Origin of the sequence: Algibacter sp. (genome assembly GCF_039977455.1) — a bacterium.
GTDB lineage: Bacteria > Bacteroidota > Bacteroidia > Flavobacteriales > Flavobacteriaceae > Algibacter_B.
The window spans coordinates 233,207-251,226 of sequence record NZ_JBDWDG010000016.1 but is presented as its reverse complement, the minus strand read 5'-3'; the positions used below and the strand labels follow the sequence as shown (position 1 = coordinate 251,226).

Annotated in this window: 17 protein-coding genes; 14 read left to right on the top strand and 3 right to left on the bottom strand. The window is 32.5% G+C overall.

Annotation, left to right across the window (positions count from 1 at the left end; genetic code table 11):
• Window positions 1-344: 344 nt before the first annotated feature.
• Together ABJM36_RS07120 and ABJM36_RS07115 are read right to left on the bottom strand one after the other, a co-directional pair.
• On the bottom strand, window positions 345-890 hold the full coding sequence (locus ABJM36_RS07120; protein WP_348450635.1) for a cupin domain-containing protein: 546 nt from the start codon (window positions 888-890) through the stop codon (window positions 345-347).
• 88 nt (window positions 891-978) lie between these two features.
• Window positions 979-1,782: a helix-turn-helix domain-containing protein gene (locus ABJM36_RS07115; RefSeq protein ID WP_348450633.1), complete on the bottom strand. Its 804-nt coding sequence runs from the start codon at window positions 1,780-1,782 to the stop codon at window positions 979-981.
• A gap of 342 nt (window positions 1,783-2,124) precedes the next feature.
• On the opposite strand from ABJM36_RS07115, the gene ABJM36_RS07110 reads away from it, so the two are divergent.
• The 3 genes from ABJM36_RS07110 to ABJM36_RS07100 all read left to right on the top strand — a co-directional run bounded on the left by ABJM36_RS07110 (window position 2,125) and on the right by ABJM36_RS07100 (window position 6,074).
• The gene (locus tag ABJM36_RS07110; protein ID WP_348450631.1) at window positions 2,125-3,312 is read left to right on the top strand and encodes a phosphoglycerate kinase; all 1,188 of its coding nucleotides are present in this window, start codon (window positions 2,125-2,127) and stop codon (window positions 3,310-3,312) included.
• 109 nt (window positions 3,313-3,421) lie between these two features.
• Window positions 3,422-5,041, top strand: a complete 1,620-nt coding sequence (locus ABJM36_RS07105) for a LysM peptidoglycan-binding domain-containing protein (RefSeq protein ID WP_348450629.1) — start codon at window positions 3,422-3,424, stop codon at window positions 5,039-5,041.
• Between the two features lie 25 nt (window positions 5,042-5,066).
• Window positions 5,067-6,074, top strand: coding sequence for a DUF4837 family protein (locus ABJM36_RS07100; protein WP_348450627.1), 1,008 nt, complete (start codon window positions 5,067-5,069; stop codon window positions 6,072-6,074).
• Window positions 6,075-6,146: 72 nt separating this feature from the next.
• Here the strand turns inward: ABJM36_RS07100 and ABJM36_RS07095 are convergent, their stop codons facing one another.
• Window positions 6,147-6,329 carry a twin-arginine translocase TatA/TatE family subunit gene (locus ABJM36_RS07095; RefSeq protein WP_092849366.1) on the bottom strand — a complete coding sequence of 61 codons (183 nt, stop codon included), beginning with the start codon at window positions 6,327-6,329 and terminating at the stop codon, window positions 6,147-6,149.
• A gap of 116 nt (window positions 6,330-6,445) precedes the next feature.
• Between ABJM36_RS07095 and ABJM36_RS07090 the strand changes: the two genes are divergently transcribed.
• From ABJM36_RS07090 to ABJM36_RS07040, 11 genes are all read left to right on the top strand, one after another.
• Complete coding sequence (locus tag ABJM36_RS07090) at window positions 6,446-7,315, top strand: M23 family metallopeptidase (protein ID WP_348450625.1); 870 nt, start codon at window positions 6,446-6,448, stop codon at window positions 7,313-7,315.
• A 105-nt stretch (window positions 7,316-7,420) separates the two neighbouring features.
• Window positions 7,421-8,902 (top strand): GH3 auxin-responsive promoter family protein, encoded by a 1,482-nt coding sequence (locus ABJM36_RS07085; protein ID WP_348450623.1) that lies wholly within the window; start codon window positions 7,421-7,423, stop codon window positions 8,900-8,902.
• A gap of 51 nt (window positions 8,903-8,953) precedes the next feature.
• Window positions 8,954-10,642: a hypothetical protein gene (locus ABJM36_RS07080; RefSeq protein ID WP_348450621.1), complete on the top strand. Its 1,689-nt coding sequence runs from the start codon at window positions 8,954-8,956 to the stop codon at window positions 10,640-10,642.
• Between the two features lie 7 nt (window positions 10,643-10,649).
• Complete coding sequence (locus ABJM36_RS07075) at window positions 10,650-11,708, top strand: Wzz/FepE/Etk N-terminal domain-containing protein (protein ID WP_348450619.1); 1,059 nt, start codon at window positions 10,650-10,652, stop codon at window positions 11,706-11,708.
• Window positions 11,704-12,714, top strand: a complete 1,011-nt coding sequence (rfbB, locus tag ABJM36_RS07070) for a dTDP-glucose 4,6-dehydratase (protein WP_348450913.1) — start codon at window positions 11,704-11,706, stop codon at window positions 12,712-12,714. Before ABJM36_RS07075 ends, rfbB begins: the two co-directional genes overlap by 5 nt.
• The gene (gene rfbA, locus ABJM36_RS07065) at window positions 12,714-13,571 is read left to right on the top strand and encodes a glucose-1-phosphate thymidylyltransferase RfbA (RefSeq protein ID WP_348450617.1); all 858 of its coding nucleotides are present in this window, start codon (window positions 12,714-12,716) and stop codon (window positions 13,569-13,571) included. Before rfbB ends, rfbA begins: the two co-directional genes overlap by 1 nt.
• Before the next feature lie 5 nt (window positions 13,572-13,576).
• A complete protein-coding gene (rfbC, locus tag ABJM36_RS07060; protein ID WP_348450615.1) occupies window positions 13,577-14,122 on the top strand; it encodes a dTDP-4-dehydrorhamnose 3,5-epimerase in 546 nt (181 codons plus the stop codon).
• Window positions 14,119-14,922, top strand: a complete 804-nt coding sequence (gene rfbD, locus ABJM36_RS07055) for a dTDP-4-dehydrorhamnose reductase (RefSeq protein WP_348450613.1) — start codon at window positions 14,119-14,121, stop codon at window positions 14,920-14,922. Before rfbC ends, rfbD begins: the two co-directional genes overlap by 4 nt.
• A gap of 16 nt (window positions 14,923-14,938) precedes the next feature.
• Window positions 14,939-16,057, top strand: coding sequence for a GDP-mannose 4,6-dehydratase (gene gmd, locus ABJM36_RS07050; RefSeq protein ID WP_348450611.1), 1,119 nt, complete (start codon window positions 14,939-14,941; stop codon window positions 16,055-16,057).
• 5 nt (window positions 16,058-16,062) lie between these two features.
• Window positions 16,063-17,118 (top strand): GDP-L-fucose synthase, encoded by a 1,056-nt coding sequence (locus tag ABJM36_RS07045; RefSeq protein WP_348450609.1) that lies wholly within the window; start codon window positions 16,063-16,065, stop codon window positions 17,116-17,118.
• Between the two features lie 19 nt (window positions 17,119-17,137).
• Window positions 17,138-17,773 (top strand): hypothetical protein, encoded by a 636-nt coding sequence (locus tag ABJM36_RS07040; protein WP_348450607.1) that lies wholly within the window; start codon window positions 17,138-17,140, stop codon window positions 17,771-17,773.
• The last annotated feature ends 247 nt before the right edge of the window (window positions 17,774-18,020 follow it).

Here is an 18,020-nt window from a genome sequence, read left to right as displayed (position 1 = left end):
TGTATTGACATTACCACTAGAAATAGGGTTTTGCCTATAAGTATGCGAAGTACCTTGGTCGGGCTGTTGGCTTTTATTCATGCTTCTCTATTACTCATTAATGGATTCATGCACATAACTGCTTCACTGCAATCGCTATTGCGGTTGTTTGCAGGGTTTGGTTTTAATACTGAAGCGGTTTTATTTTTGGTACAAGTTTCGTTTATCGTTGATATTCGGTAGGTTGTTTTGTTATAGTAATCATTTAGAAAAATGAAAAGAATACAAGGAAATTTCACATGTGTTTTTTTGAAAATAATGTATATAACACTCTGAGGATTAAGTTTTTAGATTGTGTTTAATGGTTAGATAAACCTAATACCGTGTTTTGCACAAATTTCAGAAACCTTTTCAAAATTAGGTGGACCTGCTGGTAGTTTTGATAATTCTGTAAACATGTGTTCTATTCCAGCAGGGAAAGCAGACGTAATCATTTTAGCTTTTTCTGATCCAACAACTTTCCACGAGTGAGGTATTTCTTTTGGTGCAAAAGCTACGTCTCCTTCATTTAAAATGGTGCTTTTTCCATCAATCATGATTTCAACCTGACCTTTAATTACTCTAAATATTTCATCTTCTTTGGTGTGAATGTGTGGAGGAATTCCAACTCCTGGTTCAACATTGTCTACCCATTCAACTAGCTGGTTTCCCGTTTCACTACCAATCAGTTTATGAGTTTGGATATCCCCAATTACATTTAAAACATCGCCTTCTGAATCTTTAATGATTTTTGGTTGAATATTTTTTGAGTGAACCTTATCGGTTTTTGAGTTTTGGCCTCGAAGTATTCCGGGGATGAATGCACTTCCTAAACCAATTCCTGAAGTTTGTATAAATTGTTTTCTATCCATGATTAAGTTTTATTGCAAAATACCTTATAAGTTAGGTTGTTACAATGTGAAAATCACGGTAAATTCTTAGATTTTTGGAAAAGTTAATTTATTTTATTCTTAGGGCTGTCGGTGTAACTCCTGTATGGGTTTTAAAAAAGTAACTAAAATAGTCAGGAGAAGAAAAGCCTAATTCAAAACCTATTTCTTTTATGGATTTGTTTGAAAATTTTAATTCATGTCTAGATCTCATGAGTAATTGTTCGATAATGATACTTTTTGAACTTACATTCAATACTTCTTGTACACATTCATTCAAGTATTTTGGAGATACGTTAAGAAGGTTTGCATAGTAGGTTACTTCATGATTTTTTAATACGTGTTTGTCAACTAGTTTTTTGAAATTATAGACGATGTTAGTTTTGGAGTTATTGTTTGAAACTATAGATTTAATATTGCATTGTCCATCACAGTAAACAAAAAATGTGTTTAATAGAGATAGTATAGCATCGTCTTTATGGTTAAGGTGAGAACCTAAAAGCTCATCAATCATTTCCAAAATTGCTTGTGTTCTTTTTTCAATTCCTGGGCTTAATTTAATTAACGGGATTTCGCCCGAATTTAAAAACCTTACTTCATTAATATGAAGGTTGCTTAATATAGGGTTATTTAAAACCTCATTTGCTACGTACAAAATATATCCAGAAGAAGTAGAATCGTTTTTTTTGAATATCTTCCATTCATATTTAGGGTGAAGAAAGAAAATGGAATTCGAAATATTTTTATATAAAACGCGGTTTATTTCAATGCCTTGAACCTCGTTTTTTATCCAACAAATAGCAAAATCATTATTGTGATGCTTCAAGGTTGTTTCCTTATTTATCTGAGCAATATTAATAGAATCGAGTTTCATTTAATGAGAATACTGATGTTTCAAGATTTAAAAATTGTTTTCAATACTGAATTAAGTTCAGCGCGTGTATTTTACTTCCAAAGCTTAACTAAAATAGTCGAAATTTTCTGCAAATCCAAAAGACAAACCAATACGTTTTAAAACTTTAGTTAAGTAACTTTATTTGTTTTGGAGTAATTAATAAGTTTTAACCAAACGAAAGATAAAGGTGAAAGTCCAATGTCAATAATTTTAATGAAATCTTTTCAAGCTATATCGTTTTCGTTAAAAAAGTCATTTTTTATCGCTTTTTAATTAGTTACATTTGTGTTTCAAATAGTTAAAAAATAAAACCATATATACATGAAAACGCTTAACGATTTTAATTTCGAAGATAAAAAAGCATTAATACGAGTAGATTTTAATGTGCCTTTAAATGATAAATTTGAAGTTACCGATGCAACTAGAATTGTATCAGCAAAACCTACAATTATTAAAATTTTAGAAGATGGCGGAAGCTGTATTTTAATGTCGCATTTAGGGCGCCCTAAAGGATTTCAAGATGAGTTTTCATTAAAGCATATAGCAGCTAAAGTATCGGATGTTTTAGGTGTTGAAGTTAAGTTTGTTACAGATTGTATAGGGGCTAAAGCGGAAGAAGCAGCGGCAGCTTTACAACCAGGAGAAGTTTTGTTATTAGAAAACTTACGTTTTTACAAAGAAGAAACTGCTGGTGATAAAGACTTTGCTGAAAAATTATCTAAGCTAGGAGATATTTATGTAAATGATGCTTTTGGAACAGCTCACAGAGCGCATGCGTCTACTACAATTGTGGCTCAGTTTTTCGAAAACAAAAAATGTTTTGGAAGTTTACTAGCTCAAGAAATTGAAAGTATTAATAAGGTAATGGAAACTGGAGAAAAACCTGTTTTAGCTATTCTGGGTGGTGCTAAAGTATCTTCTAAAATTACGATTATTGAAAACATACTTGATAAGGTCGATCACTTAATTATTGGTGGTGGTATGGCATTTACGTTTGTAAAAGCACAAGGTGGAAAAATTGGAAATTCTATCTGCGAAGACGATAAAATGCCTTTAGCTTTAGATATTTTAAAGCAAGCAAAAGAAAAAAACGTTCAAATTCATATACCTGTTGATACTGTTGCTGCAGACGATTTTAGTAACGATGCTAATACACAAACGCTTGATATTAATGCAATTCCTGATGGTTGGGAAGGTGTAGATGCTGGGCCAAAATCTAGAGCCTTATTTCATGATGTGGTTATGCAATGTAAAACTATCCTTTGGAATGGACCATTAGGTGTTTTTGAAATGGAAAGTTTTGCTCAAGGCACGATCGAATTAGGAAATTCGATTGCCGAAGCGACTAAAAACGGAGCGTTTTCATTAGTTGGTGGTGGCGATTCTGTTGCGGCTGTTAAGCAATTTGGTTTCGAAAATAAAGTGAGCTATGTAAGTACAGGTGGTGGCGCTATGTTAGAAAGTTTAGAAGGAAAAACACTTCCTGGAATTGCTGCTATATTAGAATAAAACTACGGGCCTACGGTAGATTTAAAACTTCGCAGGTCTTAATATATTTTGTTCTTAGTAAAATAAATACGATTTTAGCCATAACATCATTCATTAATGAATAGATTTTATGGCTTTTCGATTTTTTGTGGTAGTATATATTTTCTGTTTTCCATCTTGTTTTGCGCAAACTCAAGACACAATTTCTATTCAGAATATTAAAATTAAAGATACTTTAGTTCTTCAGAAAAGCACTGTTTTAGATACTATTTCGGGGGCAACGGTAATACTGAAAGATTCTGTTGTTACCGACAATACGTTTACGGTAAAAACTATTGAGGCTACAATAGATAGCATATCTATAACTAATTTAAAAGACGACGAATACGTTTTAAGGTTAGACGAAGCTTGGTATGATGAGTTGTATAGCAACCGCTTGTACGACACCATTTATAAAACCGTTACAGAGCTTGATTTCAAGCTCGTTGATTACCCAGAATTACATACCGATACACTTAAGGCGCGTTTAAAGGAATTGGATGCTAGAACGCCTTTTAATGTGGAGTATAACCCATCGTTAGAAAGTGTTATTAAATCGTATTTGAAACACAGGCGTAAATCCATCCAAAAGCTTATAACATTAAGTCAGTTTTACTTCCCTATGTTTGAGCGCGAATTAGATTTATACGATATTCCATTAGAAGTTAAATATCTAGCCATTGTAGAATCGGCATTAAAACCAAGAGCGCGATCGAGGGTAGGTGCCACCGGATTATGGCAATTTATGTTTGGTACCGGAAAAGAATATGGATTGGATGTTAGTAGTTATGTTGATGAACGTAGCGACCCTATAAAATCGACCGAAGCTGCAGCAAAGTATTTAGCACGTTTATATAAAATTTTTGGTGATTGGGATTTGGCTTTAGCGGCTTATAATTCTGGTCCTGGTAATGTAGGTAAGGCCATTCGTCGTTCTGGTGGTTACAGAAATTACTGGAATATTCGTCATAACTTACCACGGGAAACAGCGGGGTATTTGCCTGCATTTTTAGCTAATATGTATATTTTTGAATACGCTAAAGAACATGGTTTTAAAAATTATAAGCCCGAATTTGCATACTTTGAAACCGATACGGTTAGGGTTAAGCAAATGATAACTCTCGACCAGGTGTCAGAGGCTACTGGAACGCCAATAGAAGAGCTTCAGTTTTTAAATCCATCCTATAAGTTAGATATAATTCCGTTTATAAAGGGTGAAAATTATGTGTTGCGATTACCGCGAGATGTGGTTGGTACATTTGTAAATAACGAGGATAGAATCTATGCGTTTGCTAAAGCAGAATTTGATAAACGCGAAAAACCAATGCCGAAATTTTCTAATGCAGATTCTAAGACTACATACAGAGTAAAATCTGGTGATTATTTAGGTAAAATTTCAAGATTATATGGTGTTAGGGTTAGCGACATTAAAAAATGGAATGGGTTACGAAGCAACAATTTAAAAATAGGGCAGCGTTTAACTATTTTTCCCCGTAAACCTAATGTAAATGCGACGTCTTCTGCGAAAGAGGCCGTAAAACCAGTGCCTATTAAAGGCGAAACTATTAACTATAAAGTTAAAGGCGGAGACTCCTTATGGAGTATATCTCAAAAATTTCCTGGAGTTTCTGTTCAAAATATTAAAGATTGGAATGGTATTAGTGGTAATAAATTAAAACCAGGAATGATTCTTAAAATAGCTAAGATTTAAATTTTAAATAAACTTAAAAAATATTATGCGATATTTTCTATTTTCATTACTTACGTTAACACTTTATATGTCTTGTGTTGATAATAAAGAAAAAACTGAAAAGTTTTTGCCAGATGCTTCTGGTGCCATTAACAATGTATCTGTTGTTACAGAAAACGATTATTGGGATGGTCGTGTTGGTGAGACAATAAGGCATGTACTTGCAAAACCAATTTATGGGTTACCGCAAGATGAGCCTATGTTTACAATAAGCCAAATTCCGCCATCTGTTTTTTCGGGGTTTGTTACTAAAAACAGAACGGTTTTAAAAATTGAAACCAATAAACCAGCAGGCATAACATTTTCTGAAGATGTATATGCAAAACCTCAAAAAGTAATTGTGGTTTCTGGTAAAACGAAAGAAGAGATTATTGAAGTGGTTAAGGACAATGAAGCCAAAATTATTGAAACATTTAGAAATTCGGAGTTGGATGAGAGGCAACGCCAAATGGCAAAGTCGCCACATAGTTTTGGCACTATAAAGGAAAAGTTAGGCTTAACGGTTAAGTTTTCTTCAATTTACGAACAGGCAAAGCAAGAAGGTAAATTCTTTTGGTTTAGAAAAGACATTACCACAGGACATTCGCATATTATGCTTTATGAGCTGCCTTTAGACGCTATATCAAGAAATGATAGCACTGTGGGGCAAATAATTAAGATTCGAGATTCTATAGGGCAAGCATATTTTAAAGGGCGATTAGACGGTACAGTAAAAGCCAATGGCGATACGATAAGTTCTTTTATGGTAACAGAGTCGGCTTACACACCATTTTTTGGGGAAACTATTTTGGATAATAAACCTGCTTTGGTAACTAAAGGATTATGGGAATTAACAAACGACTTTATGGGTGGCCCGTTTATAAATTATATGATTGAAGACAAGGTGAATAAAAGATGGGTTGTAGTTGAAGGCTTTATTTTTGCACCATCGGTAGAGAAAAGAAATTATATGCTAGAGCTGGAGTCTGTTATAAAATCGGTAAAAATAGAATAGTAATATACGATGTGATAAAATAAAAAAACCAGCCCTAAAGGCTGGTTTTTTTATTTTAAGATACGTTTTAAATTATCCTTTTTTATCTTCAGTAGTTTCTTCTTCTTTACTAGCGTCTTTAAATTCTTTAATTCCGCTACCTAATCCACGCATTAATTCTGGTATCTTTTTACCTCCAAATAAAAGTAAAACAGCTAGAACAATTAATGCTATTTGCCAAGGTCCTATTGCTAATGGTAACATGTATAAGTTCATAATAGTGATTTTAAAGTACAAAGTTAATAATTAAAGTTCAATAAAAACGTTTTAAACATAACTTTAGCATACTGATAGTAAAGTCTTGTGATAAATTTATTTATTTTTGTTTTAACATGGCAGACAAAAAAAAGAAACCTAAAAGGATAAAACGAAAATTACTCGATAAGTATCGTTTAATGGTACTTAATGAGAACACTTTTGAAGAGCGTTTATCCTTTAAGTTAACGCGATTAAACGTATTTGTGTTTATGTCTTTATTGGCTATTTTTCTAATTACATTAACGTATTTGTTAATTGCCTTTACGCCACTTCGTGAGTATATTCCTGGTTATTCATCAACCGCATTAAAAAAGAAAGCTACCGAATTAAGTTATAAAACCGATTCCTTGCAACGTGTTATTCGTTTAAACGATCGCTATTACGAATCTATAAAGAAGGTTTTAAAAGGCGATGTAAATACCGTAGATTTTAATAAAGATTCTATTATTCAAGCGGTTAAATTAGAAGTGAGTGAGGTCGACTTAAATCCAATTGCAGAAGATTCCTTACTAAGAGAAAAAGTAGATAAAGAGGATAAGTATAATTTATTTGAATCGGCAACATCTACCACCAATTTTGTATTATTTCCTCCTGTAAGTGGCACAATTAGCGAGCCCTATAATGCAAAGGAGAAACACTATGCTATCGATGTTGTTGTTGCCAAGGATACACCGGTTAAAGCGGCTGCCGATGGTATTGTTATTTTTGCAGAGTGGACTGCAAACACAGGTAATGTTATTATCATTGAGCATAGTCATGGCCTTATTTCTGTTTATAAACACAATGCTTCTTTAACTAAATCGCAGGGTGATTTAGTTAAATCTGGAGAGGTTATTGCAACTGTGGGAAGTACAGGAGAATTGTCTACTGGTCCGCATTTACATTTCGAACTTTGGAATGATGGGTTCCCAATTAACCCAACAAATTTTATAGATTTTGAATGACTCTAAAATCTAGTAAATTTTAAGACTTAAAATCATATCTTGTAAAATGTTAAAAACAATAGCGATAATTTAATTATTAACTGGTTTAAAACACATTAAAAATAAATGCTATCATTAAAATCTGTTTTAGCGAAACCTTTTGCGAAGCTTATTTATAAGAAAGTCCAAAAATGGGCGAATAACCCTGTTGAAACACAAGAAAAAGTGTTTCAGGAGTTGATTACACAAGCTGTAAACACCGAATTTGGAAAGGATCATGATTTTATAAATATTCATAATCATAACGATTTTATTAAACGTGTACCTGTTCGAGATTACGAAGCACTAAAGCCTTATGTTGAAAAGGTTGTTGCAGGAAAAGAAGATATACTTTGGAAAGGAAAGCCTTTATACTTTGCTAAAACATCTGGTACGACTTCTGGTTCAAAATACATTCCTATTACAAAAGAGAGTATGCCAAGTCATGTTGAAGCAGCTAGAAATGCTATTTTATTGTATATCCATGAAACCGGTAATGCTAAATTTGTAGACGGTAAAATGATTTTTTTACAAGGTAGCCCAATATTAAATGAGCAAAACGGTATTCAATTGGGCCGTTTATCTGGTATTGTGGCGCATTATGTTCCTAAATATTTGCAAAAAAATAGATTGCCGTCTTGGGAAACCAATTGTATTGACGATTGGGAAACAAAAGTAGATGCTATAGTTGAAGAAACTTTACCAGAAAACATGACTATAATTTCTGGAATTCCATCTTGGGTACAAATGTATTTTGAAAGGCTTCAAGAAAAAACAGGAAAAAAGGTAGGTGATATATTTAAAAACTTCAATTTATTCATTTTTGGAGGAGTTAATTATGAACCTTACCGTAGTAAATTCGAAAATTTAATAGGACGAAAGGTAGACAGTATAGAGCTGTATCCGGCAAGTGAAGGCTTTTTTGCATTTCAGGATAAACAAAAGGAAAAAGGAATGTTGCTTCAGCTTAATTCGGGCATTTTCTACGAGTTTATTAATGCCGATGAATTTTTTGAGGACCAACCTAAACGAATTACCATAAAAGATGTTGAAGTTGGAGTAAATTATGTAATGATAATTTCTACAAATGCTGGTTTATGGGCTTATAACATTGGCGATACCATTATGTTTACATCAACTAAACCTTATCGTGTAATTGTTTCTGGTAGAATTAAACATTTTATTTCGGCTTTTGGTGAACATGTTATTGGGAAAGAAGTAGAACAAGCGATGCAAGAAGCAACAGCGGAAACAAATATTAGAGTTTCGGAGTTTACGGTGGCGCCTCAAATAAATCCTAAAGAGGGACTGCCTTTTCATGAATGGTTTATAGAATTTGAAAATGAACCAGAAGATTTGTCCGCTTTAGCGAAAAAACTAGATGCTTCTCTGCAAAAACAAAACTCATATTATTTTGATTTAATTCAAGGTAAAGTTTTACAACCGTTAAAGATTACAAAAGTTAAAAAAGATGGATTTCAAGATTATATGAAGTCTGTAGGAAAGTTGGGAGGACAAAATAAACTTCCAAGATTGTCAAACGACCGCAAAATTGCGGATAAATTTTAGCGTATAAAAATTAATACAAATAGTGTTATATTTGCGCGACCAAATTATACTATGAGCAATAAAAAACATCATGCTAGAACCCGGGCTCAAGAAAGCTCGAATGCAATTGAGCGCATGTATGTCACTATGCGCCACCTGTTTAATAGAGGTTTTTATAAGCCGATGGGCATTTCTGGAGAAACTTTAATACAATCATTATTGCTTTTACGACCAGAAATTTACGGGTCTATTGGTGATGAAAAAGCCGAATTAGAAGGCTTGCTTTATGTAATAGATAGATTGCCTCAAGGTATTGAGGAGTGCATGTTTATTAATTTAACAAGCGATGAAGGTTACTCTACCTCACATTTTAAACCTATAATTCCAGAAAAGCGACGGCGTAATTGTTATCGAATAGATGACGAACAGATGAACATTGAAATTACCCGTGGGCGATCTGAGATTTATGATATTTTAACCCACCTTACTTTTCTTTTTGTTGAGTCTCATAAAATTAGTAAACGTGTATTAATTAATGAAGATGGAGCAACAACTAGAGATTGGATAAAACTTGAAAAAGCAGTATTAGCCAAAAAGAAACTTACACTAGAGGAGCGCGAGGTAACTATTACTCATATTGCTAATATTTTAGGGAGAACCTTTAACGAGTTAACTAGTGTTTATAATGAGTTTGCAACCCCAACGCAACCTGAACGCTTATTGCATATTGTATATTGGTTAGGTAAGTTAGCTATCGAAGAAGTAGTAAATAATAACAAACGTACAGTAACTTTTAGCCCTGTTTTAAGAGAGCGCATAGGGCACCATATACATGGCGAGATTTGGGCAGATACCATAAAGGATATTTTGGCTAATAATAATTTGTTAGAGCGTCCTATTCATATCATTAGTGCTAATATGCACAGTGTTATGAACACCCTTTTTACCCCAAGCGCATTAAAATCTATAGTTGCTAAAAAGGATATTTTTCAAGTTTACGAGGCTTTAAGTAAAAAAGATAATAATGACCTTCGTAATAAAGTGACAAAGGAAGCGTTGCAGAAGGGTATGATTTATATTAAAGATTCATCTGGAGCTAATATTGATGTGCAAATATTTGATACAGCTAAGTTTGATACGTCAAGAGCAGATATAAAAATAGACGAGGCAGGTTTAAGACAAAAAAAACCTGTTATATTGGTTATGGATTATGCTTTTGGAGAACAGGCTTACGAGACTATTGATGAGTTGTTAAAACCCTATAAACAAAAGGGCAAAAAAACACATTTAAATGTGGAGTCGGTTTCTATAATGGGTAAAGCAGGTATTTTAGAAGGTGGAAAAGGAGATATTATGATTCCATCGGCACATATATTTGAAGGTACAGCCGATAATTACCCTTTTAAAAACGAATTAAAAAGAGAAGATCTAGAAGGACAAGGCGTTAATGTTTACGAAGGGGCTATGATTACCGTTTTAGGTACATCGCTTCAAAATAAAGATATTTTAAAATTCTTTTACAACTCAACTTGGAATGTCATTGGCTTAGAAATGGAAGGCGCCCATTACCAAAAAGCGATTCAAGCGGCATCGAAAGTACGCGGTAGCATAAGTACAGATGTAAAAGTTAGATACGCGTATTATGCTAGTGATAACCCTTTAGAAACAGGGGCAACATTAGCATCGGGTGGTTTAGGAACTTCTGGAGTTAGGCCAACCTATTTAATTACAAGAACTATATTAGAACAAATATTAAATTAAATTAAAAATGAGTAAAGATATACAACAACCACAGCAGTCTGAAGAAGTGGATTTAGGTCAATTGTTTAAATTAATAGGAAATGCTTTCGATAGGTTTTTTCAGTTTGTAAGCAATATTTTTACCTCAATATTTTCCGTAATCATTTACATTCTTAAAGCTTTAATTAAAAATTTTAAATTAATATTTATCTCCATGGTTGTGGCTGGTGCTATAGGTTTTGGATTAGAGAAAGCCAAACAACCAGTATATACTTCAAGTATGCTTGTTAAACCTTATTTTGATTCTAAGTTTCAATTAGTTACTAATATAAATTACTACAATGCACTAATTGAAGATAAAGATTTTAAACAATTAAGTAGTCTTTTTGATATAGAAGAAGATTTTGCTGAAGACATTATTGAGTTTAAAATAAGCCCTGGGCCTGAAACAGAAAATGATAGAATTTTAGAATACGAAGAGTTTATCAAACAAGTGGATAGTACAAGAGCTACAGAAATTTATTTTAAAGATTTTATTGAAAACAGAAGTATATATTCAGGAACTTTATATGAGATTGCTGTAAGGTCATTTAAAAAAGATATTTTTAGATCTTTAGAAGAAGGGTTAAATTCTACTTTTACCAACACATATTCTGTTAAGAAAATGGAAAAGCGGGATTCATTAATAGCGATTGATAAAAGTCGTATTTTGAAATCTTTAAAACAAGTAGATTCTCTTCAAAAGGTATACATCAAAGTATTACAAGAGGAGTCAAGCTCTAAAAATGCTGGAACAATAACACTAAAAGATGGCATGTCTCTTGTTCAGGAACGTGTAGATACCAGGGAGTATGAATTATTGGACAAGGAATTGGAGTTAAGACAGCAGTTAGCTGTATTAGAATCTGAAAAAGTTGAAGAAGATGTGTTTTTTGATACGCTTTCAAGTTTCCAAGATGTTGGTTCGGAGGATAATCATATTTGGTCTAAATACTCTCTAATCTTTCCTTTGGTTGCCTTTGTGTTACTTACATTGGTTTTCTTGTTTAATAGATTGATTAGGTTTGTAAATAATTATGAGGATTAAAAATATATTAGTAACCGGTGGGGCTGGTTTTATTGGCTCAAATTTTATTCTATTTCTTCTTAGGAAGCATCCGCTTATTAACATTGTAAATATAGATAAGCTCACTTATGCAGGTGAGCTTTCTAATTTAAAAGAAGTAGAAGGATACAAGAACTATACTTTTGTAAAAGGTGATATTTGTGATCGACTCCTAATTGAAAACTTGTTTAAAGAATACAATTTTAGTGGCGTTATTCATTTTGCTGCAGAATCACATGTAGATAATTCGATAAAATCACCTAATGAGTTTATTAATACAAATGTTTTAGGAACCTTTAACCTGCTTGATGTAGCCAAAAACCATTGGATGACTTCTCCAAATGAATTTAAAAAAAATCATTTAGAATCTAGGTTTCTTCATATATCAACAGATGAGGTTTATGGAACTTTAGGGGAAGAAGGCCTGTTTACAGAACAAACACCTTATGCACCAAATAGTCCTTATAGTGCCTCTAAAGCATCATCAGATTTCATTGCTAGAAGCTATTTTCATACCTATGGATTAAATGTGGTTACAACAAATTGCTCTAATAATTATGGGCCAAAACAGCATGATGAAAAATTAATTCCAACTATAATTAGAAAAGCTTTAAAAGGTGATAATATTCCTATTTATGGAGATGGTAAAAATATTAGAGATTGGTTGTATGTTGAAGACCATTGTAAAGGTATAGATTTAGCTTTTAATAATGGTATGGCAGGAGAAACCTATAACATTGGCGGAAAAAATGAACGAAATAATTTATATATTGCAAACACAATATGTGAAATATTAGATAATGTTTTGCCAAAAAGTACATCTTATAAAACACAAATTTCTTTTGTAAAAGATAGGCCAGGGCATGATTATAGATATGCTATTGATGCTTCTAAAATTGAAAGTGAATTAGGTTGGAAGGCTCAAGAAAATTTTGAAACAGGAATAAGAAAAACCATAGATTGGTATATTAAGAAATATCAGGGATAATGAAAGGTATTATATTAGCTGGAGGCTCAGGCACAAGACTGTATCCGCTTACTAAAGTAGTAAGTAAACAACTTATGCCAGTGTATGATAAACCTATGATTTATTATCCATTAACCACACTTTTATCAGCAGGAATTAGAGAGGTTTTAATTATTTCAACCTCAAAAGACTTACCTAATTTTAAAGCGCTTTTAGGTAATGGAAAGGATTATGGTTGCACGTTTGAATATGCTGTGCAAGAAGAACCAAAAGGATTAGCAGAAGCATTTTTAATTGGTGAAGCATTTATTGGTAATGATAGTGTAGCTTTAATATTAGGCGATAATATCTTTTATGGTTCGGGGTTAGATAAAACTTTACAAGCAAATGTTGACCCTAAAGGCGGTGTTATTTTTGCTTATCATGTACAAGATCCTCAACGCTATGGTGTTGTTGAATTTAATAAAAATAATAAGGCCATTTCTATAGAAGAAAAACCGGATGAACCAAAATCAAATTTTGCTGTGCCAGGTATTTATTTTTACGATAATTCTGTAATTGAAATAGCGAAAAAAATAAAACCAAGCAAGCGTGGGGAATTGGAAATTACAGATATAAACAGGATGTATTTAAATAATGGTGTGCTAAATGTTCAGATTTTAGATAAAGGTACAGCATGGTTAGATACCGGTACTTTTACCTCATTAATGCAAGCGTCTCAGTTTGTTCAGGTTATTGAAGAACGCCAAGGCCAAAAAATAGGATGCATAGAAGAGGTGGCTTATAAAATGGGCTATATAAACAAGGCTCAATTGCATAACTTAGCGCAGCCACTTCTAAAGAGTGGTTATGGCGATTATCTTCAACAATTAAGTTAAACAAAATGAAAGTTGAAGAAACATATTTAAAAGGGTGCTTTGTTATTACTCCTAAAGTATTTAAAGATGAAAGAGGTTATTTTTTAGAAACCTTTAATGAGAAAGTATTTTCAAAAGAAACCGGAATACAAACCAATTTTGTTCAAGATAATTTATCAAAGTCATCAAAAGGCGTGTTGAGAGGGCTTCATTTTCAAAAAGGAGCTTCTGCGCAAGCTAAATTAGTTCAAGTAATTGTAGGTAGTGTTTTGGATGTGTGTGTCGATATTAGAAAAGATTCACCAACCTTTGGAAAGCATTTTTCTATACAATTAGATGGATTAAATAAAAAGCAACTGTATGTTCCACGAGGGTTTGCTCATGGTTTTATAGTGCTAGAAAACGATACTATTTTTTCATATAAATGTGATAATTATTATAATAAAGCTTCAGAATCTGGGATAATTTTTAATGATAAAACTATAGGCATAGATTGGGGGGTTCCGGAGGAAGAAATAATCGTGTCTGAAAAAGACAAAAACCTAGTAACCTTTAAAAATCTATTTCAATGAAAAAAAAAGTTTTGGTTACAGGAGCTGGTGGTCAGTTAGGAAAAACGATAGAGGAATTATACCTTAAAAATAACTTTGGGTTAGATTTTGTATTTGCGAATAAAGCGAAATTAGATATTTCGAATAAAGATAACCTTCATAGTTATTTTAAAGACTTTAATTTTGATTATTGTATTAATTGTGCAGCATATACTAATGTTGAACAGGCAGAAAAAACACCTAAATTAGCTTATAAAATTAATACAGAAGGCGTTGAAAACCTGTCTATTATATGCGAAAAAAATAATGTTATTTTGATTCATATCTCCACCGATTATGTTTTTGATGGTGAAAAAGAAGCGGCTTATACGGTTAATGATAAAACAAATCCTATTAATGCATATGGGAAATCTAAATTAGAAGGAGAAAATCACATTAAAAATACCTTAACCAAGTACTTTATAGTTAGAACGTCTTGGTTATATAGTAAAAAGTATGGAAAAAATTTTTATAAAACTATTCTAGAAAAAGCAAAAACAGAAAAACAACTTACAATTACTACCGAACAGAAAGGTTGTCCAACAGATACGGTTAATTTATCAAAATTCATTTTTAAATTAATACAAGAAGACAATCAAGCTTATGGTGTTATTCACTTCTGTGATGACAAAGTAATGACTTGGTATGATTTTGCTGAACAAATACTTATAGAAAACAACCTGTCTAATAATATATATCTTGTTAAAGTAAACAATTATCGTACTTTTGCACGGCGACCAAAGAGTTCGGTTTTAAAGAATTCGCACATAAATGTTAATTAAAACAGGATCAATTAATATGGAGAAAAAAGTAGCATTAATAACAGGAGTTACCGGACAAGACGGTGCTTATTTAAGTGAGTTTCTACTTAAAAAAGGATACGAAGTTCATGGTGTTAAAAGACGTTCTTCATTATTTAATACCGATAGAATAGATCATTTATATCAAGATCCTCATGTTGATAATCAGAACTTCTTTTTGCATTATGGCGATTTAACCGATAGCACTAACCTAACTAGGATTATTCAAGAGGTTCAGCCAGACGAAATTTATAATTTGGCAGCCATGAGTCATGTACACGTGTCTTTTGAAATGCCAGAATACACGGCAAATGCCGATGGAATTGGGACTTTAAGACTGCTTGAAGCTTTAAGACTCCTTGGTTTGGAAAAGAAAACAAGAATATACCAAGCTTCAACTTCAGAATTATATGGTAAAGTACAAGAGGTTCCGCAAACGGAGACTACGCCATTTTATCCAAGAAGTCCCTATGCTGTAGCAAAAATGTATGCCTATTGGATTACGGTTAATTACAGAGAAGCTTATGGCATGTTTGCTTGTAATGGAATTTTATTTAACCATGAGTCGCCAATACGTGGAGAAACTTTTGTAACTCGAAAAATTACCAGAGCAACTTCAAAAATAGCCATGGGTTTACAAGAAAAAATATACTTAGGTAACCTAGATGCTCAAAGAGATTGGGGACATGCTAAAGATTATATTAGAATGATGTGGATGATACTTCAGGCTGATGAGCCAGAAGATTGGGTAATTGCAACTAATAAAACAACTACTGTTAGAGATTTTGTTAAAATGTGTTTCGCTCATGTTGGGGTAGAATTAGAATTTAAAGGCAGTGGCGAGGAAGAAAAAGGATTTGTTAAAAGCTGTAATAACCCTAAATATCAATTAGAGATTGGAAAAGAAGTTGTAGCAGTAGATCCTAAGTACTTTAGGCCAACCGAAGTGGAGTTACTAATTGGTGATGCTACTAAGGCTAAAGAGAAGCTAGGTTGGGTTCCTAAATATGATTTAAAAGCCTTGGTTGAAGATATGATGTCTAGCGATATAAAGTTGATGGAAAAAGATCATTTCCTTAAAGAAGGAGGCTATAAAATTATGAATTACTTCGAATAAATGTCATGAATAAAAATTCTAAAATCTATCTAGCAGGACATAGAGGTTTAGTGGGAAGTGCCATATTAGAAAACCTAAAGAGTAAAGGGTACACTAATATTATTACACGAACGCACAAAGAATTAGATTTAGCAAACCAGTTAGACGTTGCTAATTTTTTTAGTGAAGAAAAACCGGAATATGTGTTTTTAGCAGCTGCTAAAGTGGGAGGGATTATTGCTAATAATGTTTATAGAGCAGATTTTATTTATGAAAACATGATGATTCAAAATAATGTGATTCATCAAAGTTATTTAAATAAGGTAACAAAGCTATTATTTTTAGGAAGCACCTGTATTTATCCTAAAAATGCACCTCAACCAATGAAAGAGGATAGTTTATTAACCGATACATTAGAGTATACCAACGAGCCTTATGCTATAGCTAAAATTGCAGGCATAAAAATGTGCGAGAGCTATAATTTACAATACGGCACAAACTTCATTTCGGTAATGCCAACTAATTTGTATGGCCCGAATGATAATTTCGATTTAGAAAAATCGCATGTATTACCCGCGCTTATTAGAAAAATTCATCTGGCTAAATTATTATCAGAATCAAAGTTTAATGAAGTGGTAAGTAATTTAAAGGTTGGTAGTATTGAAGAGGCTAAAACCTATTTAAAAGGTTTTGGGGTTAATGAAAATAGTGTTGAAATTTGGGGGTCTGGAAAACCAAAGCGTGAGTTTTTATGGAGTAAAGACATGGCAGATGCTTGTGTGTTTATCATGGAAAACAGAGATTTCTCAGACACTTATAACAAAGGTGATAAAGATATTAGAAATACACATATAAATATTGGTACAGGTAAAGATGTATCCATAAAAGAATTGGCAGAAACTATTAAAAACACCATCGGTTTTAAAGGCAATTTAGTGTTTAATACAGATAAGCCAGATGGCACCATGCGAAAATTAACCGATGTGTCTAAATTACATGGCTTGGGCTGGAAACATAATTTAGAGCTAGAAGATGGCATAAAAAAGGCTTACGACTGGTATTTAGATAAACAAAATATATAACAGTAAATATATAAATGTGATGAATAGAATAACCTTGCTTTTAATTTTGGTAGTAACGTTTTCTTGTAAGGACGAGAAAAAGGTGAAAACAATTAAAGAGCTTCAAGTTGTTGAAAAACAATTTAAAGTGGGTAAGCAATTTTCTGATACCGATTTTCTAACGATTTCAAAAGTAAAAGTAGATTTAGCTGCAACAGAAGAGTTCGAGAATGGAAATCAAGTTTATAATGTTGTAAGAGCAACAACTACAGAACCAGCTTATTTAGCTTCACAATTAATTCCAGTAATTTATGCAAGTGAATATAGGGTAAGTGTATTTGCAAAGAAAGGAAGTAAGGGAAGTCGTTTGGGTTTAAGAATTCAGGGAAACTATCCAGATAGAGTGGATGCTATTTTCGATTTAGAGCAAGGAATAATAGTTGATTATAAAATATCTCAAGATTTTGAAAAACCATTGGCAACCATAGAAAAATTATCTGGCGATTGGTATAAATGTGCAATAAGTGCAGAGGTTGCTGCAGATAATGTAAGAATTATTTTAGGAGCAACCTCTATAGAAAAGGACATTTGGGAATGGGAAGGAAATACGAAAACTCTGTGTGATGTAAACATTATTCCTTCAAGTTTATTAATTGAAGAAAGACTTTATTTATAGTTTGTTAAAATGTGAACTTTAATAGAAGTTATCGAAATTTAAATTTTTAAGTTTTCCAAATAGACCAATGCAAATGTTTTACTAATTATTACTATATTGAACCAAACACCCGAAAAATTATTTGTATCATGAATATGTATCTAGTATCAGATCAAATGATATTTAAATAAAGGGTTTTGTTAAATAAAATGGTTATAATGCTATCAATCTTTAGAAGATTGTTCAACTATAACTAATAGGGATTTTG